The 22281-nt window shown below is 63.5% G+C and carries 21 protein-coding genes; 11 read left to right on the top strand and 10 right to left on the bottom strand.

What is annotated here, in order from left to right; translation table 11 throughout:
* Positions 1-233: 233 nt before the first annotated feature.
* Positions 234-1019, top strand: coding sequence for an AraC family transcriptional regulator (locus PBR20603_RS17550; protein ID WP_150560879.1), 786 nt, complete (start codon positions 234-236; stop codon positions 1017-1019).
* Here PBR20603_RS17550 and PBR20603_RS17545 read toward each other — a convergent pair.
* The 4 genes from PBR20603_RS17545 to clpB form a co-directional block, all read right to left on the bottom strand.
* On the bottom strand, positions 982-1785 hold the full coding sequence (locus tag PBR20603_RS17545; RefSeq protein ID WP_150560788.1) for a LytR/AlgR family response regulator transcription factor: 804 nt from the start codon (positions 1783-1785) through the stop codon (positions 982-984). The two genes, PBR20603_RS17550 and PBR20603_RS17545, sit on opposite strands and share 38 nt — an antisense overlap.
* 26 nt (positions 1786-1811) lie before the next feature.
* Positions 1812-2984, bottom strand: a complete 1173-nt coding sequence (locus PBR20603_RS17540) for a sensor histidine kinase (RefSeq protein WP_150560787.1) — start codon at positions 2982-2984, stop codon at positions 1812-1814.
* Positions 2981-3517 carry a DUF2306 domain-containing protein gene (locus PBR20603_RS17535; protein WP_150560786.1) on the bottom strand — a complete coding sequence of 179 codons (537 nt, stop codon included), beginning with the start codon at positions 3515-3517 and terminating at the stop codon, positions 2981-2983. Before PBR20603_RS17535 ends, PBR20603_RS17540 begins: the two co-directional genes overlap by 4 nt.
* 288 nt (positions 3518-3805) lie before the next feature.
* Positions 3806-6433: an ATP-dependent chaperone ClpB gene (gene clpB / locus PBR20603_RS17530; RefSeq protein WP_150560785.1), complete on the bottom strand. Its 2628-nt coding sequence runs from the start codon at positions 6431-6433 to the stop codon at positions 3806-3808.
* A 145-nt stretch (positions 6434-6578) separates the two neighbouring features.
* Here clpB and PBR20603_RS17525 point away from each other — a divergent pair, with 145 nt between their 5' ends.
* Entirely contained in the window at positions 6579-7193 is a 615-nt protein-coding gene (locus tag PBR20603_RS17525; RefSeq protein WP_246174793.1) for a group III truncated hemoglobin, read from the top strand.
* A 55-nt stretch (positions 7194-7248) separates the two neighbouring features.
* Here the strand turns inward: PBR20603_RS17525 and moaE are convergent, their stop codons facing one another.
* The 6 genes from moaE to PBR20603_RS17495 are packed head-to-tail and all read right to left on the bottom strand — an operon-like array spanning position 7249 to position 13429.
* A complete protein-coding gene (gene moaE, locus PBR20603_RS17520; protein ID WP_150560784.1) occupies positions 7249-7731 on the bottom strand; it encodes a molybdopterin synthase catalytic subunit MoaE in 483 nt (160 codons plus the stop codon).
* Between the two features lie 51 nt (positions 7732-7782).
* Complete coding sequence (moaD, locus tag PBR20603_RS17515) at positions 7783-8040, bottom strand: molybdopterin converting factor subunit 1 (protein ID WP_150560783.1); 258 nt, start codon at positions 8038-8040, stop codon at positions 7783-7785.
* A gap of 39 nt (positions 8041-8079) precedes the next feature.
* Positions 8080-9291: a molybdopterin molybdotransferase MoeA gene (locus PBR20603_RS17510; RefSeq protein ID WP_150560782.1), complete on the bottom strand. Its 1212-nt coding sequence runs from the start codon at positions 9289-9291 to the stop codon at positions 8080-8082.
* Between the two features lie 41 nt (positions 9292-9332).
* Complete coding sequence (gene thrC, locus PBR20603_RS17505) at positions 9333-10799, bottom strand: threonine synthase (protein ID WP_150560781.1); 1467 nt, start codon at positions 10797-10799, stop codon at positions 9333-9335.
* A gap of 55 nt (positions 10800-10854) precedes the next feature.
* The gene (locus tag PBR20603_RS17500) at positions 10855-12165 is read right to left on the bottom strand and encodes a homoserine dehydrogenase (RefSeq protein WP_150560780.1); all 1311 of its coding nucleotides are present in this window, start codon (positions 12163-12165) and stop codon (positions 10855-10857) included.
* A gap of 37 nt (positions 12166-12202) precedes the next feature.
* Entirely contained in the window at positions 12203-13429 is a 1227-nt protein-coding gene (locus tag PBR20603_RS17495; protein ID WP_150560779.1) for a pyridoxal phosphate-dependent aminotransferase, read from the bottom strand.
* A gap of 330 nt (positions 13430-13759) precedes the next feature.
* On the opposite strand from PBR20603_RS17495, the gene PBR20603_RS17490 reads away from it, so the two are divergent.
* The 9 genes from PBR20603_RS17490 (at position 13760) to PBR20603_RS17450 (ending at position 22250) form a co-directional block, all read left to right on the top strand.
* Complete coding sequence (locus PBR20603_RS17490; protein WP_150560778.1) at positions 13760-14146, top strand: Mth938-like domain-containing protein; 387 nt, start codon at positions 13760-13762, stop codon at positions 14144-14146.
* A gap of 23 nt (positions 14147-14169) precedes the next feature.
* Positions 14170-15903 (top strand): glycosyltransferase family 39 protein, encoded by a 1734-nt coding sequence (locus PBR20603_RS17485; protein ID WP_425495830.1) that lies wholly within the window; start codon positions 14170-14172, stop codon positions 15901-15903.
* Positions 15904-16055: 152 nt separating this feature from the next.
* On the top strand, positions 16056-16427 hold the full coding sequence (locus PBR20603_RS17480; RefSeq protein WP_150560776.1) for an SMR family transporter: 372 nt from the start codon (positions 16056-16058) through the stop codon (positions 16425-16427).
* Between the two features lie 86 nt (positions 16428-16513).
* Positions 16514-17680 carry a DegT/DnrJ/EryC1/StrS family aminotransferase gene (locus PBR20603_RS17475; protein ID WP_150560775.1) on the top strand — a complete coding sequence of 389 codons (1167 nt, stop codon included), beginning with the start codon at positions 16514-16516 and terminating at the stop codon, positions 17678-17680.
* A complete protein-coding gene (locus PBR20603_RS17470) occupies positions 17677-18699 on the top strand; it encodes a glycosyltransferase (RefSeq protein WP_150560774.1) in 1023 nt (340 codons plus the stop codon). Before PBR20603_RS17475 ends, PBR20603_RS17470 begins: the two co-directional genes overlap by 4 nt.
* Positions 18696-19601: a formyltransferase gene (locus PBR20603_RS17465; RefSeq protein WP_150560773.1), complete on the top strand. Its 906-nt coding sequence runs from the start codon at positions 18696-18698 to the stop codon at positions 19599-19601. Before PBR20603_RS17470 ends, PBR20603_RS17465 begins: the two co-directional genes overlap by 4 nt.
* Positions 19602-19608: 7 nt before the next feature.
* Positions 19609-20658, top strand: a complete 1050-nt coding sequence (locus PBR20603_RS17460) for a bifunctional UDP-4-keto-pentose/UDP-xylose synthase (RefSeq protein WP_150560772.1) — start codon at positions 19609-19611, stop codon at positions 20656-20658.
* A gap of 167 nt (positions 20659-20825) precedes the next feature.
* Positions 20826-21731 carry a polysaccharide deacetylase family protein gene (locus tag PBR20603_RS17455; protein WP_150560771.1) on the top strand — a complete coding sequence of 302 codons (906 nt, stop codon included), beginning with the start codon at positions 20826-20828 and terminating at the stop codon, positions 21729-21731.
* Between the two features lie 57 nt (positions 21732-21788).
* On the top strand, positions 21789-22250 hold the full coding sequence (locus PBR20603_RS17450) for a peroxiredoxin (RefSeq protein WP_150560770.1): 462 nt from the start codon (positions 21789-21791) through the stop codon (positions 22248-22250).
* Positions 22251-22281 lie beyond the last annotated feature (31 nt).

Below are 22281 nucleotides of genomic sequence, written 5' to 3'. Positions count from 1 at the left end.
CGGGAAAGCTGTCAAGCGCCCGGTGCTTGCGCCCCGACGCCGCAGGGAGACGCAACGGCCCGCGCGCGGCTGATTTACACTTATGAAACCCGAATTGTCGCGCTTACGCCATGCCCAACCTTATGCCGGCGCCGTCAGGACTGTTGGATACCGAGCCGAGCCTCGATGCCGGTGTCGGTGCCGATGCCGCCGCACCGATCGCGCCTGATCCGTACTTCTTGCCGACGGCGTTCATGCCGACCCGGGAGCGTCCGGTGCGGCTGCGCGCGCGGCCGCTGCGCGACGGCATCCGCGTGCCCGACCATTTGCACGCCTGGGCTCAGGTCGCGTACACACCACGGGGTGTGATTCAGATTGCGGTCGCCGACGCGGCGTGGATCGTGCCGCCGTCGCGCGCGATCTGGATTCCGCCGAATGTCGTACACAGCCTGCAGGTCAATGAGCCGTCGTATCTGCGCACGCTTTATGTCCACCCGGAGGTCATCCCGGCCGGGTTGGATCACTGCCGCGTGGTGGAGGTGTCACCGTTGCTGCGCGAGTTGATTGCGGCCATCGACGTGCCGGAAGACACGCTCGACGCCCCTCGCGAGCAACTGCTGGGGGGCCTGATTCTCGACGAATTGCGGCGCGCGTCGCCACTGCCGCTGGAAGTGCCGCTACCGCGCGACAAGCGGCTGCTCACGCTGTGCAATGCCATGCTGGCCGACCCGGCGCGCGCCTGGACACTCGATCAATGGGCCCGCTACGCTGGCGCCAGCCCGCGCACCATCGGCCGGCTGTTCCGGCAGGAACTCAACATGAGCTTCGTGCAGTGGCGTCAGCAGGTCGTGCTGGCGCAGGCCATTCCGCTCGCGTCGAAGGGATATCCGCTCGCCCGCATTGCCCGGGAATTGGGCTACCGCAGCCAGAGCGCATTCTCCGCGATGTTCAAGCGCACCTTCGGACGCACACCCAGCGAGTTCTTCGCCACCGTTCCCGACACTACATCTGCCGGAAAAGGTGGGCGTACTGACGACTGACCGCCACGCGATCCTTGCGATGCTTTAGCTTGAGCGTGAGACGGCCCAGCGGGGTGTGCTGCGCGCTCACGACTTCGGCAACGTTGACTACCGTACTGCGATGCACCTGCCAGAAGCGCGACGGATCCAGTTGCGGCATCAATTCCCGCAAGCTGGTACGGATCAGCAGATCGCCGTCGGCAGTCGCCACCACCACGTACTTGTCAGCCGCCTCAAAAAAGCAAATATCCTCGACGGGGACGATACGAATCTCGTCGCGTACCGATGCCCGCACGAAGTGCAGATACTCGCGAGTGTCCGGCACCGGTGCGGCGCGCTGCCCCGGCGCCGCCCCCGCTTCAAGATGCGTGCGCAACGTGGCCAGCAATTGCGTGAGCATGCCGGCGTCAGGTGTGGCCAGGCGCTCGCGCACCCGCGCCACTGTCCGGGCGAGACGGTCGGGTTCCACCGGTTTGAGCAGATAGTCGACAGCGGCCGCGTCGAAGGCGTCCAGCGCGAACCGGTCGAATGCCGTGACGAACACGATCTGCGGCGGCCGGGCCAGTCGCGCGCAGGCGCGAGCAACGTCAAGTCCGGTAGCGCCCGGCATCGAGATATCGAGAAAAACGACATCCGGCTGCGCCTGAGCGATGGCGGCAATCGCCGACGTCCCGTCCGGGGCTACGGGCAGCACATGCAACGCTGGCCACGCGTGTGCGAGCATGGTGCGCAGCGCATCGGCGAGCAAAGGTTCGTCTTCGGCAATCAGGGCGACGGGGGATGTCATGCACTCCACTCTCTGGGACTAGAAACCTATGCCGTTGGCACCGTTTGCGGCCCGGGCAACCCCACGGGCAGACGCAACGTTGCGACGACACCTCGCGGCACGCCCTCGGTGAGCGTGAGGCGCGCGGCGTCGCCGTAGAGCACCCGCAGGCGCTCTCGAATATTCGTCAGGCCGATACCACCCACGCGCTCGTCCCCACCGGCGCCCACCGCGGCACGGAAACCCGCACCGTCGTCCGCCACGCGCAGCACCACTTGCCACCCGCCGTGCGCCGAACGCTCGCGCCGGGCGCTGACGTCCACCGCAGCGCCGCCAGCGAGCGGCTCAACACCGTGCTTGATGGCGTTCTCGACCAGCGGTTGCACAAGCATGGGGGGCACCTGCAATGTGCGGCAATCCTCGGGCAGATCGAGCGTGTAACGCAGCCGTTCACCGAAGCGCACTTGCTGGATCGCCATCAGGGTTTCGAGGAGCGCGAACTCGTCGGCCAGTGTCGTGACCTCGGCCCGTGTGGCGGCGAGCGACGCGCGCAAGAAGCGGTTGAGATGCCCGAGCAAGGTCCTTGCTCGCGCCGGATCGCTCACGATGAGCGAGTCCAGATTGGCCAGCACATTGAATAGAAAATGCGGCTCCAATTGCGCTTGCATCGTCTGCAATTGCGCGCGGACGAGTTGCTGCTGTGCCGCCGCTTCGCGCAGCGCCTGATGCGCCGCCGCCTCGCGCAGTTGCGCCAGCCGCGCGCGCGACCAGCCGTGATACGTGCCGATGCCAGTCGCAAGCAGCGCGATGAGCAGCACGATGGGCACCGAGTGCCCGTTCGACGGCCGCCACATCGACATCGGCAATCCCAACAGCACCGTACCCATGAGGATGCCCAACACCAGCCCGGCCGCGCAACCGAACCCCACGAGCAGCAGGAACGGCACCATCGAGGGGGCGCCGTCACGCCAGACGGCGCGCCGCCCGCCGTCAACAAGCACGGTGATGGAAATGCCGATGCACTGGCTGAAAACGAAGTTCTGTACAAAGGTGCCGCCGAACCCGACGAAAAAAAGAATCAGGGCGATGGCGGTGTTGAAAAGGATCACGCCCGCGAGTTCGCGAAAAAACGTCTGCCACAGGCCGCGCGTCACTTTGACGGGGCCCGCGTACGTGGTCTTGACGGATTGCGATGGCTTCATTTTCGACGTGAGTGTCATGCGCCCTCCCCGCCGGTCATGGCGAGCGAGCCTGGCCCGGCCTTCGGCGCCCCTTGCGTTTGTTTTAGTGCCGCTGCTTGCTTATCGCTGTTCGTGCGCCGCGGTATGGCCGGCGTGCCCTCCCCCCTCGCACTGCCCGATGCCACGGCTGCCCCATGGTGCCACATCTGTGCCAACGCACTGTTGAGCACTCGCCCCGGCACCGCGACGGCCGCCCCGCCGGCAATCACCAGTCCGGCATACAGACCCAGCATCTGCCGCCGATGCGCGCTTACGTTGCCCCGCCGAATCGCCATCACCGCCAGTACCAGACCAGTCAGCACATAGGCCGAAAGGGCGTGCAGCCACGAGAAATGGCCCGCATCAAGTTCGCGGATGCCGAAGCTCGTCACGGCCGTCACGGCCATCGCCGTCACCCACAATCGACCGGCCCGCCGGTGCTGCGGCGTGCCGCGCCGCATGAGCAGAATACCGATGCCCAACAGCACCGCCGCTACTGCAGCGGCCAGATGCATTCCTACCACTATCGCCATGACGTCCTCGCCGTGTCTGGATCATGGCGCTACGATAAAAGCCTGTCCGGACGCGCGCAGCCGCCTTGCGACGAATGGTGGCTACACGCCGCCAACGGCGGATGTCCGGCGTGAGCGGCAAGCGGCAAGCGGCAAGCGGCAAGCATTACACGGTGACGCGCTGCGGTCGCGCATTTTCGCCGACGATTGTGACATGACGATGCGGGGTGCCGCGCGTAAAAAAAAGACAAAAAAATCCCCGCGCTCCTCTCGGAACGCGGGGACGGATCAAGCGAGTCGTGCTACGACTTACTCAGCGGCAGCTTCGGTCGCTTTGCCCACCTGCTGAGCGCTTTCGCCCTCGAAGGTGAAGCGTCCGTTGCGCCAGTCGACCGGGATAGTGTCCTTCGGCCCGAACTTGCCCGCCAGCACCAGTTTGGCGACCGGGTTCTCGATCTCCTGCTGGATCGCCCGCTTGAGCGGCCGCGCCCCGAACACCGGGTCGAAACCTTCGCGCGCCACATGCATGAGCGCCGCTTTGCTGACGTCGAGCGTCATGTCGAGTTTGGCCAGACGTTGACGCAGGATCTCGATCTGGATCGTGGCAATCGACTCGATGTGCTTCTGGTCGAGCCCGTGGAACACCACGACTTCGTCGATCCGGTTCAGGAATTCCGGACGGAAGTGTTCCTTGATCTCCGTCCACACGGCGTCCTTGATCCGCTCCTGCGGCTCACCGACCATCGACTGAATCATCGACGACCCGAGGTTCGACGTCATCACGATCACCGTGTTCTTGAAGTCCACGGTGCGGCCCTGCCCATCGGTCATCCGACCGTCGTCAAGCACTTGCAGCAACACGTTGAACACATCCGGATGCGCCTTTTCGACTTCGTCGAGCAGAATCACGCTGTACGGCTTGCGACGCACGGCTTCCGTGAGGTACCCGCCTTCTTCGTAGCCGACATAGCCCGGCGGCGCACCGATCAGACGCGCCACGCTGTGCTTTTCCATGAACTCGCTCATGTCGATACGGATGAGGTGATCCTCCGAGTCGAACAGGAACATCGCCAGCGCCTTGCAAAGCTCGGTCTTGCCCACCCCGGTCGGCCCGAGGAACAGGAACGACCCATACGGACGGTTCGGGTCGGCCAGCCCTGCACGCGAACGGCGGATGGCATCGGCCACGGCGGTAATCGCCTCGTCCTGCCCGACCACGCGCTCATGCAGCTTGGCCTCCATGTTGAGCAACTTTTCGCGCTCGCCCTGCATCATCTTCGAGACCGGAATGCCGGTGGCTCGCGAGATCACTTCGGCAATCTCTTCGGTGCCCACCTGCGTGCGCAACAGACGCGGATGTGCCTGCTGGCCTGCCGCTTCTGCGGCGTCGGCATCCTTCAACTGCGCCTCAAGCTGCGGCAACTTTCCGTATTGCAACTCGGCCACCTTGTCGAGCTTGCCCTCGCGTTGCAACTTCGTGATCTCGGCGCGCACGCGGTCGATCTCTTCCTTGACCTTTGCGCTGCCCTGCACGGCTGCCTTCTCGGCCGTCCAGATTTCTTCGAGGTCGGCGTACTCACGTTCCAGACGCGAGATCTCTTCCTCGATCAACGCCAGACGCTTCTGCGACGCTTCGTCGGTTTCCTTCTTGACGGCCTCACGCTCGATCTTCAACTGGATCAACCGGCGATCGAGCTTGTCCATCACTTCCGGCTTCGAGTCGATTTCCATCTTGATTTTCGACGCCGCCTCATCGATCAGATCGATGGCCTTGTCCGGCAGGAACCGGTCGGTAATGTAGCGCTGGCTGAGTTCTGCCGCCGCCACGATCGCCGGGTCGGTGATCTCCACACCGTGGTGCAGTTCGTACTTTTCCTGCAGGCCGCGCAGAATCGCGATGGTCGCCTCGACGCTCGGCTCGTCCACCAGCACCTTCTGGAAACGACGCTCCAGGGCGGCGTCCTTCTCGATGTACTTACGGTATTCGTCGAGCGTAGTGGCACCGATGCAATGCAGCTCACCACGCGCGAGCGCTGGCTTGAGCATGTTGCCGGCGTCCATCGCGCCCTCGGCCTTACCTGCGCCGACCATCGTGTGAATCTCGTCGATGAACAGGATCGTGCGGCCTTCGTCCTTGGCGATGTCGTTCAGCACACTCTTCAGACGTTCTTCAAACTCGCCGCGGAACTTCGCGCCTGCGAGCAGGCCCGCCATGTCGAGGGCGAGCACGCGCTTGTTCTTGAGCGACTCCGGCACTTCGCCGTTGACGATACGCTGGGCAAGGCCCTCCACGATAGCGGTCTTGCCCACGCCCGGCTCACCAATGAGCACCGGGTTGTTCTTCGTGCGGCGTTGCAGGATCTGGATCGTGCGGCGGATTTCGTCGTCGCGGCCGATCACCGGGTCGAGCTTGCCAAGGGCAGCGCGTTCGGTCAGATCGAGCGTGTATTTCTTGAGGGCTTCGCGCTGGCCTTCGGCATCCTGACTATTGACGGACTGACCGCCGCGCACGCCTTCGATGGCCGCTTCCAGCGCCTTGCGCGTCAGGCCACGGGCGCGAGCGAGCTTGCCCGTGTCGCCCTTGTCGTCGGCGAGCGCCAGCAGGAACATTTCGCTGGCGATATAGCTGTCGCCATGCTTTTGCGCTTCCTTGTCAGCCTGATTGAGCAGGCCAGCGAGTTCGCGGCTGACCTGCACGTTACCGTCGGTGCCCTGCACCTGCGGCAACTTCGCGATGGCCGTCTCGACATCATGCGCCAGCGGCTGAACCTGCACGCCTGCGCGTTGCAGCAAGGAGCGCGCAGCGCCCTCGGGTTGGGCGATCAGCGCAGCGAGAAGGTGCAGGGGCTCGATATATTGCTGGTCGCGACCGACTGCCATGCTTTGGGCATCAGCCAGCGCTTCCAGGAACTGCGTGGTGAATTTGTCTTGTCGCATCTAGTGCTCCGGTAAGAAATCTTTCTGCATCGGATGTGCGGACAATCCCCTGTGGTTTCAAGGGGCATTACAGCGCGACGATCGACATTTCGCGCGACGCCGGGCAAAGGCCGGCATCAGGGCTTGCGGCGGGAATCTCGGGGTCATGAAGCCACCGCAGGACACGTCAGGGTTTGAGGTCCATAATAGCCACTTTCAGCGCGCCACACCATGCGTCGTCCTGGCGCTGGCATCAGAAAAGTGGCTCGCGCGCTCACCCTCGCTGTCCGTTGAAATGTCTGCTGAAATGTCTCCCCAAACGCTGGCCGAATGGCCCGCAAGGCGCATCGCCGAGATCGACGAAGACGCCGTGCGCCTCCTCGTCCACACGTTCTACGGGCGAATTCGCGACGACGACATGCTCGGACCGGTTTTCCGCCAATCGCTCGAGGGCCGCTGGGACATGCATCTGGAAAAAATGGTGGCGTTCTGGTCCAGCATCGTGCTCGGCGCCAAACGGTACCGCGGCAATGTGACGCAAGCCCATCAGCCCTTTGCTCACCTGAGCGGCGAGCACTTCAGCCGCTGGCTCGCCCTCTTCTTCGATACGCTGGACAAGCTGTTCGAGCCTCAGGCCGCCTTCGCCTTTGCAGAACCGGCCATCCGCATCGCGCAGAGCCTGCAATTGAATCTGTTCGGATGGGAGTACACGCTGCCCCCGGCGCAGAAGGCGCTACTCGACAGCGTGACACAGGCGCGACCGGCTAGGCCGCAAGAATAAAACGATCAGCGAATATATAAGAAATTCACCGGCGTTCCGAAGAAATAACCGAAAATCAGCGATTTTCCATCGGATTCGACTTTTCGCCAGTCGCCCAGCGCTCTCGCGCCGCCGTGTCGGTCTCTCGCGCATCGACCCAGCGCTCGCCCTGTGGCGTCGATTCCTTCTTCCAGAACGGCGCTTCGGTCTTCAGGTAGTCCATGATGAATTCGCACGCAGCGAAAGCGTCACCCCGGTGGGCCGACGTGACAGCCACCAGCACAATCTGATCGCCCGGCCCCAGATCGCCGTAGCGGTGGATCACCAGCGCGTCGAACAGGCGCCAACGCTCGCGGGCTTGCACGACAATCGCCTCCAGCGCCTTCTCCGTCATGCCCGGATAGTGCTCGAGCGTCATGCGCGAGACGTCCTTGCCATCGTTCAGATCGCGCACCGTGCCGACAAAGCTCGCCACGGCCCCCACGCGCAGATCGCCCGCGCGCAGTTGCCGAATCTCCTCCGACAAGTCGAAATCCTGCGTCTGTACACGAATCGGCATGATGGGGATGTCTCCAGTTCCGCGTTTCGCTAGCTAACGAGGGAATGCGGCTCAACCGCCCGTGACGGGCGGGAAGAACGCGACTTCGCAGCCCTCGGTCAGTCGCGTGGCGGCAGGCACCATCGTGTGGTTCAGCGCCATGCGCAGCGAGCGCTGCTCGCCGAGCGTCTCCGCCCAGATCGGGCCGCGGGCGCAAAGCCAGTGACGCACGTCTCCCACCGTGGCAATCCCGGCCGGGACTTCCACACGCTCCTCAGCGACATTCAGCGCCTCGCGGACGCTGGCGAAAAAGCGAAGATCGATTTGCATAGTCTGGCTGGCTCGTCGCAAACGCGGCGAGCCTGTCTCTCAATATAGGAGGTCGGAGAACGGCAGGAACGCCACCGTCTGCCCGGCTTCGATGCGGTGGCCCGGGGGATTGTCGATGAGTCCGTCGCCCCAGACCGTCGACGTAAGTACCGCCGAACTCTGGTTGGGAAAGGCTTCGAGGCCGCCCAGAGCATTGATCCGGGCACGCACGAATTCATTGCGGCGATCCGCCTTCGTCTGCGTGAAGTCGGCACGCATGGCGATGCGGCGCGGCGTCACGTCCGTGACCCCTTGCAACCGCAGGATAAACGGACGCACGAACAGCAGGAATGTCACGAAACTCGACACCGGATTGCCCGGCAAGCCGATGAAGTGCGCCGTCTCGCCGCTCGCGCGATTGACTTCACCGTAAGCCAGCGGCTTGCCCGGCTTGAGGGCGATCTGCCACAGAGTCAAACGGCCTTCCGCTTCCACCGCAGGCTTGACGTGATCTTCCTCACCCACCGACACGCCGCCGGACGTGATGATCAGGTCGTTGGCGCGCGCAGCGTCGCGCAAAATCGCGCGCGTGGCGGCCAGATTGTCAGGCACGATGCCATAGTCGGTCATCTCGCAGCCCAGATTCTCCAGCAGGCTGCGCAGCACGAAGCGGTTCGAGTTGTAGATGCTGCCCGCGCGCAACGCCTCGCCAGGCATCGTCAGTTCGTCGCCGGTGAAGAACACCGCGACGCGCAGGCGGCGCGCGACTTGCAGCTTCGCAATACCGACGGACGCGGCGAGCCCCAGCGCTGGCGCAGTCAGCCGAGTGCCTGCGGCGAGCACCACGCTGTCACGGCGAATGTCCGCCCCCTGCCGATTGACGAACTCGCCCTCGGCAGGCGAATGACGAATCACAACCGAGCCATCGTCGCGAACCTCGCATTGCTCTTGCATGACGACGGCATCGGCGCCTCGCGGCACCGGCGCCCCGGTGAAGATGCGCGCTGCTGTGCCGCTGGCGAGCGGCTCGGGCGCGTGACCGGCAGGAATGCGTTGCGAGACCGGCAACACCGTTTCGCCCCCCTGCAAGTCGGCGCTGCGCACGGCATAACCGTCCATGGCACTCGTGTCCATGGGCGGCACGTCGAGTGTGGCAATCACGTCGGCCGCCAGCACCCGACCATTGGCCGCGAGCGTGTCGACCGTCTCCCTCTGGCCGAGCGGGCGGGCAGCCGCCAGCACGGCGTCGAGGGCTTCTTGTGTACTCAGCATGACGAATGGCCCGGAAGTCAGGGGACGAAACAATCGCCGGCTTACAGGCCGGTGTGCTCTGCGATGTAAGCCTTCACGCGTGCCACGTCGTTCGGCACGGTCTCAAAGCGCTGCGGCAGCGACTCAAGCTGTTCGAACCCGGCAGGACGCGGCGGCTCACGATGCAGTGCCTCACGAATCGTCTCGGCAAACTTCGCCGGCTGGGCGGTCTCGAGCACCACCATCGGCACGCCCGGTTCGAGGGCTTCGCGGGCAACCTTCACGCCGTCGGCCGTGTGCGTATCGATGACCACGCCGTAGCGCCCGGCAACATCCTGAATCGTCGTCACGCGATCGGCGTGCGTGCTGCGGCCCGACACGAAGCCGAACTGCGTCACACGGCCAAACGCCTCGGTGCCCGACAGATCGAAGCCGCCTTCGCGCTCGACCTTCGAGAGCAGATCGGCGGTCGCCGTCGCATCGCGACCGAGCAGATCGAACAGGAAGCGCTCGAAATTCGATGCCTTCGAGATATCCATGCTCGGGCTGCTCGTGTGGAACGTTTCGGCGGACTTGCGCACGCGGTAACGCCCGGTGCGGAAGAATTCGTCGAGCACGTCGTTTTCGTTCGTCGCCACGACCAGCTTGCGGATCGGCAGGCCCATCATGCGTGCGATGTGGCCCGCGCAGACGTTGCCGAAGTTGCCCGACGGCACCGTGAACGACACTTCACCGCCCTGCCCCGACTTGCCGCCCGTCGCCGCGAAGTAACCCTTGAAGTAGTAGACGACCTGCGCCACGACTCGCGCCCAGTTGATCGAGTTGACCGTACCGATCTTGTAGCGCGCCTTGTAGGCGTGATCGTTCGAGACCGCCTTGACGATGTCCTGCGCGTCGTCGAACACGCCTTCGACCGCGAGGTTGTAGATGTTCGGGTCCTGCAGGCTATACATCTGCGCCGTCTGGAACGCACTCATCTTGCCTGCGGGCGAGAGCATGAACACGCGAATGCCTTCCTTGCCGCGCATGGCATACTCGGCCGCGCTGCCCGTATCGCCGGACGTCGCGCCGAGAATATTGAGCGCGTCGCCGTGCTGCGCCAGGGCGTACTCGAACAGGTTGCCCAGCAACTGCATGGCCATGTCCTTGAACGCGAGCGTCGGGCCGTTCGAGAGCGCCAGCAGCGAGAGCTGCGTGTCCTTCTCGATGCCCAGCGGCAGCAGCGGCGTGATCTCGGCGGCATCCTCCCCCGGACGCACGTTGCGATACACCTCGGCGGTGTATGTGCGCTTCGTCAGGTCCGCCAGAATCTCAGCCGGAATGTCGCCCGCGAACTTGGCCAACACCTTGGCGGCCAGTTCGGCGTACGACAACTGACGCCAGGCACGCAACTCGTCGGCCGTCACCTGCGGGTATTGCGTCGGCAGATACAGGCCGCCGTCCGGCGCCAGACCGCCGAGCAGAATGCTGGAGAACGATTGCGGTTCGCCCGAGGTCAGGCCCGCGCCGCGCGTGGAGATGTATTTCATGTGGGTCGTATCCTGTCGTATCGGTTCGTGTGGCCAGAAGCCGGCGCCAAAGCGCTCAGCTCAACGCCTCCATACGGATGCGCGTGACCTTCGAGAGCACCGTTTCCATGGCCTCGATCTTCGCGATCGCCGAGTTGATGTGCTTCTCCTGGGTCTGGTGCGTCAGGATGATGATGTCGGTTTGGTGTTCGCCTTCGCGCGACTCCTTTTGCAGCAGCGCGTCGATGGAGATGTCCAGATCGGCGAGGATACGCGTGAGTGCCGCCATCACACCCGCACGATCGACCACGCGCAGACGCAGGTAGTAGCTCGTGGTGACTTCGTCGATCGGCAGCACCGGCGTGTTCGACAGCGCGTCGTGCTGGAAAGCCAGATGCGGCACGCGATGCTCCGGATCGGCCGTTTGCAGACGCGTCACGTCGACGATGTCGGCGACGACGGCCGAGGCGGTCGGCTCGGCGCCCGCGCCCTTGCCGTAGTACAGCGTGGCGCCGACGGCGTCACCTTGCACCAGCACGGCGTTCATGGCGCCTTCCACGTTGGCGATCAGGCGCTTGGCCGGGATCAGGGTCGGGTGGACGCGCAGTTCGATGCCCGCGTCCACGCGACGCGTGATGCCCAGCAGTTTGATGCGATAGCCCAGCTCTTCCGCGTACTTGATGTCGAGTGCCGACAGCTTGGTGATGCCTTCGATATACGCGCGGTCGAACTGCACGGGCACGCCGAACGCGATCGCGCTCATGAGCGTGAGCTTGTGCGCGGCGTCGACGCCCTCGATGTCGAACGTCGGATCGGCTTCTGCGTAGCCCAGACGCTGTGCGTCGGCGAGCGCCACGTCGAAGTCGATGCCCTTGTCGCGCATCTCCGAGAGAATGAAGTTCGTGGTGCCGTTGATGATGCCGGCGATCCACTGAATGCGATTGGCGGTCAGGCCTTCGCGCAGTGCCTTGATGATGGGAATGCCACCGGCGACGGCCGCCTCGAAGGCGACCATCACGTTGGCCTTGCGCGCCGCGGCGAAGATCTCGTTGCCGTAGACGGCGAGCAGCGCCTTGTTGGCCGTCACCACGTGCTTGCCGTTTTCGATCGCCTTGAGCACCAGTTCCTTGGTGAGGTCGTAGCCACCGATGGTTTCGACCACGACGTCGATGGCCGGATCGTTGACCACCTCAAACGGATCGCCCGTCACGACAGCCGCGTGGCCAACGAGTCCGCGGGCGCGTTCCACATTGCGCACCGCGACCTTCGTAATCTCGATCCCCCGGCCGGCGCGACGTTGAATTTCTTCCTGGTTGCGAGCCAGTACCTGGAAGGCACCGAAGCCTACCGTGCCAAGGCCGAGCAGGCCCAATTTGATCGGTTTCATGCAGTTTTACTCAAAAGTCGAAATCGGTTGGCGCGCATCACTTGCCGTGGCGACGGCGATAACCGTCCAGGAAGCGGGCAATGCGACTGATGGCGTCTTCCAGGTCGCCCTCGTGAGGCAGGAACACTACGCGGAAATGGTCGGGATGCATCCAGTTGAAGCCGCTGCCCTGCACCAGCAGGACCTTCTCTTCGAGCAGCAACTGGAGGATGAACTCCTGATCGTTGGCGATGGGATACACCGCCGGATCGAGACGCGGGAACAGGTACAGCGCCGCCTTCGGCTTCACGCAGGTCACACCGGGAATGTCGGTGAGCATGCGGTAGGCAATCTCGCGCTGCTCGTACAGGCGTCCGCCCGGCACGATCAGGTCCTTGATGCTCTGATAGCCACCCAGCGCCGTCTGAACGGCGTACTGACCCGGCACGTTCGGACACAGGCGCATCGAGGCCAGAATGTTGAGCCCTTCGATGTAGTCGCGCGCCGGACGCTTGTCACCCGACACGACCATCCAGCCCGCGCGGTAGCCGCACGCACGATAGCTCTTGGACAGGCCGTTGAACGTAATGGTGAGCACATCTTCGGACAGCGACCCGATCGAGGTATGCGATGCGCCGTCGTAGATGATCTTGTCGTAGATCTCGTCGGCGTAAATGATGAGCTTGTGCTCCCGGGCAAGCGAGACGATCTCCTTGAGGAGTTCGTCGGAGTACAACGCACCGGTCGGGTTGTTCGGGTTGATGATGACGATGGCGCGGGTGTTCGGCGTGATCTTCTTGCGGATATCCGCCAGATCCGGCTGCCAGTCCGCCTGTTCGTCACAGATGTAATGCACCGGCGTGCCGCCCGACAGGCTGACCGCGGCCGTCCAGAGCGGATAGTCCGGGGCCGGCACGAGGACTTCGTCGCCGTCATTGAGCAAAGCCTGCATGGCCATCACGATCAGCTCGGACGCCCCGTTGCCGAGGTAGATGTCGTCGAGCTGCACGTCTTTGATGCGCTTTTGCTGGCAGTAGTGCATGATCGCCTTACGCGCCGCGAACACGCCTCGCGAGTCCGAGTAACCCGCCGAATTCGGCAGATTGCGGATCATGTCCTGCACGATCTCGTCGGGCGGCTCGAAACCGAACGGCGCCAGATTGCCGATGTTCAGCTTGATGATGCGATGACCTTCGTCTTCCATGCGCTTGGCATGTTCGAGCACGGGCCCACGAATGTCGTAGCAGACATTCTGCAATTTCTGCGATTTGAGGATCGGTTTCACGGCGGTTGTGGTCTTGGCGGGCGGCGCAGGGTCCGGACGGACCGGCAGCAGGCGGGACGCACGGCGAACTGGCGGTCCGGCGGCGTGCGCGAAGCGCACATGACACCGCGTTTCCCCCGGTTTCGGCGTGGCAAATGCCGCACTGCAACGGTTTTGCCGTGCTGCGTACGGCAAAAAGCTATAATTTAGCCAATTATGACAGAGTTCGGCAATGCATCATTGACGGTTTGCGCCACGCGAGGCAAGATGCCCGGCCGTTGTATGCCCCGCCGGCGCTCATCCAAGACTGAATAACCATTGGGTAACCCCTGGGTAGGGAATCTTTCGAAAGTGAAACTGCATCAAGACCCGTCGCAAGCATTGAACACAGTCACCGGCTATGGCCCCGGCTACGTCGAGGTGAACAAGATTCGTCACGATCAAAGTGTGATCATTGCACCCGAGGGCGAGATTCAGGCCTGGCCGGTGTCGCGCTTCGACGCGCTCGAGCCGTCCCATTTCGAGAGGCTGCACGCCCTCGACCCCGAGGTGGTCATCTTCGGCAGCGGCGATCGCCTGCGCTTCGCGCATCCCCGGCTGACCAGCACGCTCACCAGCACCCGCATCGGCGTCGACTCCATGGACACCCAGGCGGCCTGCCGCACTTACAACATCCTGATGAGCGAGGGGCGCCGCGTCGTGCTCGCCCTGCTCATCGAGACCGAGGCGACTGAGTGAGCCGCCGCCCGTTCGCCTCCGGCCTGCCGGCCGCCGAACCGCTCGCTCCGCCCCCGCTTTCCGCGTCCAACGCGCTGCCCTCGTCCTATCCGCTGTCCCCTGCTGCTTTCTGGCTGCTACTCGTGGCGTTCGCGCTTGTGTGGTTCGGCCTGCTCGACTATCGCCACCTGATTGCGAGCGACGAAGGGCGTTATGCGGAAATGGCGCGTGAAATGTGGGTCACAGGCGACTGGATTACGCCGCGCTACAACGGCTACAAGTATTTCGAGAAGCCGCCCCTGCAAACGTGGATGAATGCGCTCACGTTTGCGGCATTCGGACTCGGCGAATGGCAGGCGCGGCTATGGACGGCGCTCACCGGCTTCGCAGGTGTGCTGATGGTCGGCTTTACCGGCCGCCGGGTGTTCAATGCGCGTGTCGGCCTGCTCGCCGCCGCAGCGCTCGCCTGCGCGCCGCTGTGGTCGCTGCTCGGACACTTCAACGTGCTCGACATGGGCCTGTCGTTCTTCATGGGGCTCTCGTTGTGTGCCTTGCTGCTTGCCCAGCGGCCGGGGCTGGCCCGCGCCGCCGTGCGCGGCTGGATGTGGCTGTGCTGGGCGGCCATGGCGCTCGCCGTCCTGAGCAAGGGACTGGTCGGCATTGTGCTGCCAGGCGGCGTGCTCGTGATCTACACGATCGTCGCGCGCGACTGGGCGTTGTGGCGGCGTCTGTACCTCGGCAGCGGCCTGATCGTCTTCTTGGCGATTGCGGCCCCGTGGTTTGTCCTAGTGCAGATTCATAACCCCGAGTTCTTCGATTTCTTCTTTATCAACGAGCACTTCCGCCGCTTCGCAATGGAGGGACATAACCGCGATGGCGCGCCGTGGTACTTCGTGCCTGTGTTCATCGTCGGCTTCCTGCCCTGGTTGTCGGTTCTGCCGGGCACCGTGCGCGCCACGCTGCGCATGCCGCGTCAGCCGAACGGCTTTGCCCCGGCGCTGATGCTCTGGGTGTGGTCGCTGTTCATCTTTGCCTTTTTCAGCGCCTCGCACTCCAAGCTGATTTCGTATCTGCTGCCCATTGCGCCGGCCATGGCCCTGCTCTTCGGCCTGTATCTGGCGCAGTTGCGCCGCGAAACGGTACGCCTGCATCTGGCTGGCTACGCGATCTTCCTGATCGCGGCGCTCGTCATGGTGGCCATCTTCGTCGGACGCGCAGGCAGCGAGCGCAATCCGAACGAGTTGTACAAAGCCTTTCAGATCTGGCTGTACTTCGCGCTGGGCATCGGCCTGGCGGGAACGCTCCTGGCGTGGCGGCTGGCCCGGCACAGTGCGCGGCGCGCCCTGCTCACGTTTGCCGGCGCCATGCTGCTGCTCGTGACGGTCGGCGGCATGGGCCATGAAGTCTTCGGCCGTCAAAGCTCGGGCGTGCTACTCGTGCCGGCCATCAAGGCCGAGATGCAGCGTCTCGGGCCGAACGTGCCGTTCTACTCCGTGAACGTGCTCGACCACACCATGCCGTATTACCTCGGCCACACGATGATCATGGTGCAGCACCCGGACGAACTCGAATTCGGCGTGAAGCAGGAGCCGCAGAAATGGCTGCCGACACTCGACGACTTCTACGCCCGCTGGCGCGCCGATCCCAAAGCCCTCGCGCTGGTGGACCCGGGCACGTTCGGCAAACTCGAGGCACAACATTTGCCGATGCGGATCATCGCGCGCGACACCCGCCGCGTGGTGATCTCGAAACCGCAGCCGGAAGACAACGTAAAATAGCGCGCTTGCCGGTCGAGTGCCGCGTTTCCCCCGATCATTCGAGACGGAAACGGCAGTACAAAGAGAGCAAAAAGAGGCTGGCGACTTGGCAAGTCCAAGCGCCAGCCAACTTGCAACGTCCATACTTATTCACAAACGTTCACAAACGTTCCATGAATCTCGCTACGTTTTCCCTTATTCTCACGGGCGTGCTGCTCAACGCCTGTGCCCAGTTGTTGCTCAAGGCCGGTGCCGGCTCGATTGGCGCGCTCGAATTCACGCGCGCGAATATCGTGCCCATCGGTATCAAGCTCGCCACGCAAGTACCGATCATGGGTGGGCTGGTCTGCTATGCCATCAGCGTGGTCGTCTGGATTCTGGCGCTCTCGCGCGTCGAAGTCTCGATCGCTTATCCGATGCTCTCGCTCGGTTATGTCGTGAACGCGATCGCAGCGTGGTACTTGTTTGGCGAGACGTTGTCGATGCAGCGCGTCGTGGCGATCGGCATCATTCTGGTCGGCGTATATATTCTGGCGCGCAGCTAAAGCTGCGCCCCGATGGAATCGACGGACGCGCCGCAACAAGCGCTGGCGCACTCCCCCAATGTTTACCTGAGGCTTTGTCTTACATCATGAGCGACTCGGCAACCTCCCAACCGAATCAACCGTTCCTGCCGTTCACGCGACCGAGCATCGACGACGCCACCATTGCCGGCGTCACCGAGGTGCTGCGCTCGGGCTGGATCACTTCGGGTCCGCAGGTCCAGGCCTTCGAGAAGGCACTCTCCGAATATTTCGGCGGACGCCCCGTGCGCGTGTTCAACTCGGGCACCGCAACGCTCGAGATCGGGCTGCGCCTCGCCGGCGTGAAAGGTGGCGACGAAGTCATCACCACACCGCTGTCGTGGGTCGCTACGGCCAACGTGATTCTGGAAGTCGGCGCGACGCCCGTGTTCGTCGACGTCGATCCGGCGACGCGCAACATCGACCTCGATCTGCTCGAAAAGGCGATCACGCCCAAGACCCGCGCCATCATCCCCGTCTATCTCGCCGGACTCCCGGTCGACATGGACCGGCTGTATGACATTGCGCGCCGTCACAACCTGCGCGTGATCGAGGACGCGGCGCAAGCCATGGGATCCACCTGGGGCGGCAAGCGCATCGGCGCCATCGGCGACCTCGTCTCACTCAGCTTCCACGCCAACAAGAACCTGACGTCCATCGAAGGCGGCGCCCTCATCTTCAATAATGAGGACGAAGCTCGCCTGGCCGAGAAGTATCGTCTGCAGGGCGTGACCCGCACCGGTTTCGACGGCATGGATGTCGACGTGCTCGGCGGCAAGTACAACCTGACGGACGTCGCCGCTCGCGTCGGCCTGGGCCAGATGCCGCACCTGGCGGCGTTTAACCGCCGCCGCGCGGAACTTGCCCGCCTGTATTTCGACACGCTCGCGGGTGGCCCGGCGGTGGCGCTGGGCCTCGGCCTGCCGCACGCCGACTTCACGAACTCGAACTGGCACATGTTTCAGGTCGAGCTGCCGCTGGAGCGCCTCACGATCGACCGCGCCGGCGTCATGGAAAGACTCAAGGCACGCGGCATCGGCAGCGGTGTCCACTACCCGGCCATCCACCTGTTTACAATGTATCGTTCACTCGGCTTCCACGAGGGGCAGTTCCCGCATGCGGAACACCTCGGCCGTACGCTCCTGACGCTGCCGCTCTTCCCGGCCATGACCAATGCCGACGTTGCGCGCGTCTGCGAAGCCGTTAATGCCATTTGCGCTGATCATCAAAAATGAATTGTCCACAACTCTCCGTCGTCATCCCGGTTTATAACGAAGAAGCCGGGCTTGCCGCCCTCTTCGCCCGGCTATACCCGGCGCTCGACAAGCTGGGCGTGACTTACGAAGTGGTGTTCGTCAACGACGGCAGCCGCGACCGTTCGGCCGCGCTGCTCGCCGAACAGTACCGTGCGCGTCCGGATGTGACGCGCGTCGTGCTGTTCAACGGCAATTATGGACAACACATGGCCATTCTGGCCGGCTTCGAGCACACGCGCGGCGAGTGGGTCATCACGCTCGATGCCGATCTGCAGAATCCGCCCGAAGAAATCGGCAAGCTCGTCGAGCAGTTGGCTGCCGGTCACGACTACGTGGGTACGGTGCGCATGAACCGTCAGGACACGTGGTTCCGCCGCCATGCCTCGCGCGCCATGAACCGCCTGCGCGAGCGCATCACGCGCATCCGCATGACCGATCAGGGTTGCATGCTGCGCGGCTACAGCCGTCATATCGTCGACACGGTCAATCAATGCCGTGAGATCAATACGTTCATTCCGGCGCTGGCCTACACGTTCGCGCAAAACCCCACGGAAGTGGATGTCGCTCACGAAGAACGTTTTGCGGGCGAGTCGAAGTATTCGCTCTACAGCCTGATTCGCCTGAACTTCGACCTCGTCACCGGCTTCTCGGTGGTGCCCTTGCAATGGCTCTCGGGCGTAGGCATTACGCTGTCTGCCGCCTCCGGCGTGCTGTTCATCGTGCTGATCGCTCGCCGCTTCCTCTTCGGATCGGAAGTCCAGGGTGTGTTCACGCTGTTCGCTGTCACCTTCTGCCTGCTGGGCGTGATTCTGTTCGGCATGGGCCTGCTCGGTGAGTACATCGGCCGCATTTATCAGCAGGTTCGCCAGCGCCCGCGCTACCTGGTGCAGGCAGTGCTGGAAGCGCACCCGTCCGGCCGATCGGAGAACACTGTCGGCGTTGCCTCGAGCACCAGCCAGACCACCGGCGCGACGGAACTGGGATCGCACGCGTCATGAGCGCCAAGGCCGTAGTTTTTGCGTATCACAACGTTGGCGTGCGCTGCCTGCAGGTGTTGCTCGCGCGCGGCGTCGACGTCGCACTCGTCGTGACGCATCAGGACAATCCGAACGAAAACATCTGGTTCGGCAGCGTCGCGAGTGTTGCCGCCGAGCATGGCATTCCGGTCATCACGCCCGACGATCCTGCCGATCCGGCGCTTGCCGAGCAAATTCGTGCCGTCGCGCCCGACTTCATTTTCTCTTTCTACTATCGCCACATGATTCCCGTGGCGGTGCTTGAGATCGCACCGCGAGGCGCCTTCAACATGCACGGCTCACTGCTGCCGAAGTATCGCGGCCGCGTGCCGGTGAATTGGGCGGTTTTGAAGGGCGAAACGGAAACCGGCGCTACGCTGCACGAAATGGCGGCCAAGCCGGACGCCGGGGCCATCATCGACCAGACGGCCGTGCCGATCTTGCCGGACGATACGGCTGGCGAGGTTTTCGAGAAAGTGACGGTCGCCGCCGAGCAGACGCTCTGGCGCTGCCTGCCCGGCCTGATTGCCGGCACGGCGCTGCGTCACACCAACGATCTGGGCTCAGGCAGCTACTTCGGCGGACGCAAGCCGGAAGACGGCCGTATCGACTGGTCGAAGCCCGCGCAGGACGTCTACAACCTGATTCGCGCCGTGGCGCCCCCCTATCCGGGCGCATTTTCCGATGTGGCGGACCGCCGCTGGGTCGTCACGCGCGCCCGTCTGACACGCTCGCCGGTTCCCGCCGGTTTGCCCTGCGGACTGCAAGTAGTGGATAATGCGCTCCTTGGCGTTTGCGGCGACGCAAATGCCATCGTCATTCATGAACTATTGCTGGACGGCAAGCCTGTCACGCCGGAACAGTTTTCCCAGCTCAATCACTGACCGTAATATGAAAAAAGTCCTGATTCTCGGTGTCAACGGGTTCATCGGCCACCACCTGTCGAAGCGCATCCTGGAGACGACCGACTGGGAAGTTTATGGCATGGACATGCTCACGGATCGCCTGGGCGATCTGGTCAACCATGAACGCATGCACTTCTTCGAAGGCGACATCACGATCAACAAGGAATGGGTCGAGTACCACATTCGCAAGTGTGACGTGATTCTGCCGCTGGTTGCCATCGCCACGCCGGCCACCTATGTGAAGGCCCCGCTGCGCGTGTTCGAGCTCGACTTCGAGGCGAATCTGCCGATCGTGCGTTCGGCCGTGAAGTACGGCAAGCATCTGGTGTTCCCGTCGACCTCCGAGGTCTACGGCATGTGCACCGACGGCGAATTCGATCCGGAGAACTCGCCGCTGATCTACGGCCCGATCAACAAGCCGCGTTGGATCTACGCCTGCTCGAAGCAGCTCATGGATCGTGTGATCTGGGGCTACGGCATGCAGGAAGGCCTGAATTTCTCGCTGTTCCGCCCGTTCAACTGGATCGGTGCCGGCCTCGACTCGATCTACACGCCGAAGGAAGGTTCGTCGCGCGTGGTCACGCAGTTCCTCGGTCACATCGCACGTGGCGAGAACATCAGCCTGGTCGACGGCGGCAACCAGAAGCGCGCCTTTACCGACATCGACGACGGTATCGACGCCCTGGTTCGCATCATCGACAACAAGAACAACGTTGCCAGCGGCAAGATCTACAACATCGGCAACCCGACGAACAACTTCTCGGTGCGTGAGCTGGCCAACATGATGCTCAAGCTGGCAGCCGAATACCCTGAGTACGCCGAAACGGCCAAGAAGGTTCAGCTCGTCGAAACGTCGTCGGGCGCCTACTACGGCAACGGCTATCAGGACGTGCAGAACCGTGTGCCGAAGATCGAGAACACCATGCAGGAACTCGGCTGGGCGCCGACCACCTCGATGGACGACGCACTTCGCAAGATTTTCGAAGCGTATCGCGGCCATGTCGCCGAAGCTCGCCGTCTGGTCGAGGGCGAGTAATCGCATACCGTGCAGAGGGCCGGCCCGCCGCCTTGGCGTTGCGGGCCGCACATCGCACTGCACGCCCGGTGCGCCCTCGGCGCATCGGGCTTTTTTGACTCAGCAATTTTCATTCGACATTCCGGGTATTGCGCGACGTCTGCGCGATATCCCATTCAAGGGCGGCTATGGCCAAGATTGTCCTGAAGATCGACGTCGACACCCTGCGCGGCACGCGCGAAGGTGTGCCCAATCTGCTCGCGGCACTGGCCGAGCATGACGCGCAGGCGACGTTCCTGTTCAGCCTCGGGCCGGACCACACCGGCTGGGCGCTCAAACGCGTCTTCCGCCCCGGTTTCCTGAAGAAGGTCTCGCGCACGTCGGTGGTCGAACACTACGGCTTCAAGACGCTCATGTACGGCACCCTGCTTCCCGGCCCGGACATCGGACGGCGCGCCGCCGACGTCATGCGCACCGTGCGGGACGCCGGTCACGAGACCGGCATCCACACGTGGGACCACACCTACTGGCAAGACAACGTTCGCACGCGCGACGCCGCCTGGACGCAGCGTCAGATGTCGCAAGCCTATGCGCGTTTCACGCAGATATTCGGCGCGCCGCCGCTCACGCATGGCGCCGCCGGCTGGCAGATGAATCATGACGCGTTCCGGCAGATCGACGCCTGGGGCATGAAATACGCTTCGGATGGCCGCGGCACGGCGCCCCACTACCCGATCGTCGATGGTGTTCGCCTGAAACACGTTCAGATGCCGACGACGCTGCCCACGGTCGATGAGCTGCTCGGCATCGACGGCCGCGACATCAACGGCGTGGCCGAGCATCTGCTTGCCCTCACCCGCGATCCGGCGCAACATCACGTGTTCACGCTACACGCAGAACTCGAAGGCCAGAAGCTGGCGCCGCTGTTCCGTCAGTTGCTGGCCGGATGGCGCCGTCAAGGGCACGATCTGGTGACGATGGGCCAGTACTACGAGACGCTCGATCTCGCCTCGCTACCGGCGCATCCCGTCGTGTGGGGCGAAATTCCGGGCCGCTCAGGCGATCTGATTCTCGAGGGCCAGGCGGCTGCCTGAACCCGATTCGACCCACTTCCCCGTTCCGGCCCCGCAAGGCCACCCAAGGAGACCATAGTGACGGTAGCCATCGACACTCCCGTGCCCGATTTCACCGCACCGGCCACCGGCGGCGATTTTTCGCTCAAGGCGCATCGCGGCCAGAAGGTGGTGATCTACTTCTACCCCAAGGACAACACCCCGGGCTGCACGACGGAAGGCATGAATTTCCGTGACAGCTACGGCCAGTTCCAGGCCGCTGGCGCGCAGATCATCGGCGTGTCGCGCGACAGCCTGCGCTCGCATGAGAATTTCCAGCGAAAGCTCGAACTGCCCTTCCCGCTGATCTCTGACGGCGATGAAACCGTCTGCAAGCTGTTCGGTGTCATCAAGTTGAAAAAACTGTATGGCAAAGAACACATGGGCATCGAGCGCAGCACTTTCCTGATCGACGAAAAAGGCGTGTTGCGCAAGGAATGGCGCGGCGTGCGCGTGCCCGATCACGTTGCGGAAGTCCTGGCTGCCGTACAGGCGCTCTGAACACCAGCGGGCATGAGCGATGCCCCGGACG

Source organism: Pandoraea bronchicola, assembly GCF_902459805.1.
Taxonomy (GTDB): Bacteria; Pseudomonadota; Gammaproteobacteria; order Burkholderiales; family Burkholderiaceae; genus Pandoraea; species Pandoraea bronchicola.
The sequence above is the reverse complement of the archived record's forward strand: the minus strand, read 5'-3'. Positions and strand labels throughout refer to the sequence as shown.

Coding starts and splice junctions, on each gene's coding strand:
- PBR20603_RS17550 (WP_150560879.1), top strand. CDS start 234: ATGCCGACCCGGGAGCGTCCGGTGCGGCTGCGCGCGCGGCCGCTGCGC.
- PBR20603_RS17545 (WP_150560788.1), bottom strand. CDS start 1,785: ATGACATCCCCCGTCGCCCTGATTGCCGAAGACGAACCTTTGCTCGCC.
- PBR20603_RS17540 (WP_150560787.1), bottom strand. CDS start 2,984: ATGACACTCACGTCGAAAATGAAGCCATCGCAATCCGTCAAGACCACG.
- PBR20603_RS17535 (WP_150560786.1), bottom strand. CDS start 3,517: ATGGCGATAGTGGTAGGAATGCATCTGGCCGCTGCAGTAGCGGCGGTG.
- clpB (WP_150560785.1), bottom strand. CDS start 6,433: ATGCGACAAGACAAATTCACCACGCAGTTCCTGGAAGCGCTGGCTGAT.
- PBR20603_RS17525 (WP_246174793.1), top strand. CDS start 6,579: ATGAAGCCACCGCAGGACACGTCAGGGTTTGAGGTCCATAATAGCCAC.
- moaE (WP_150560784.1), bottom strand. CDS start 7,731: ATGCCGATTCGTGTACAGACGCAGGATTTCGACTTGTCGGAGGAGATT.
- moaD (WP_150560783.1), bottom strand. CDS start 8,040: ATGCAAATCGATCTTCGCTTTTTCGCCAGCGTCCGCGAGGCGCTGAAT.
- PBR20603_RS17510 (WP_150560782.1), bottom strand. CDS start 9,291: ATGCTGAGTACACAAGAAGCCCTCGACGCCGTGCTGGCGGCTGCCCGC.
- thrC (WP_150560781.1), bottom strand. CDS start 10,799: ATGAAATACATCTCCACGCGCGGCGCGGGCCTGACCTCGGGCGAACCG.
- PBR20603_RS17500 (WP_150560780.1), bottom strand. CDS start 12,165: ATGAAACCGATCAAATTGGGCCTGCTCGGCCTTGGCACGGTAGGCTTC.
- PBR20603_RS17480 (WP_150560776.1), top strand. CDS start 16,056: ATGAATCTCGCTACGTTTTCCCTTATTCTCACGGGCGTGCTGCTCAAC.
- PBR20603_RS17475 (WP_150560775.1), top strand. CDS start 16,514: ATGAGCGACTCGGCAACCTCCCAACCGAATCAACCGTTCCTGCCGTTC.
- PBR20603_RS17470 (WP_150560774.1), top strand. CDS start 17,677: ATGAATTGTCCACAACTCTCCGTCGTCATCCCGGTTTATAACGAAGAA.
- PBR20603_RS17465 (WP_150560773.1), top strand. CDS start 18,696: ATGAGCGCCAAGGCCGTAGTTTTTGCGTATCACAACGTTGGCGTGCGC.
- PBR20603_RS17460 (WP_150560772.1), top strand. CDS start 19,609: ATGAAAAAAGTCCTGATTCTCGGTGTCAACGGGTTCATCGGCCACCAC.
- PBR20603_RS17455 (WP_150560771.1), top strand. CDS start 20,826: ATGGCCAAGATTGTCCTGAAGATCGACGTCGACACCCTGCGCGGCACG.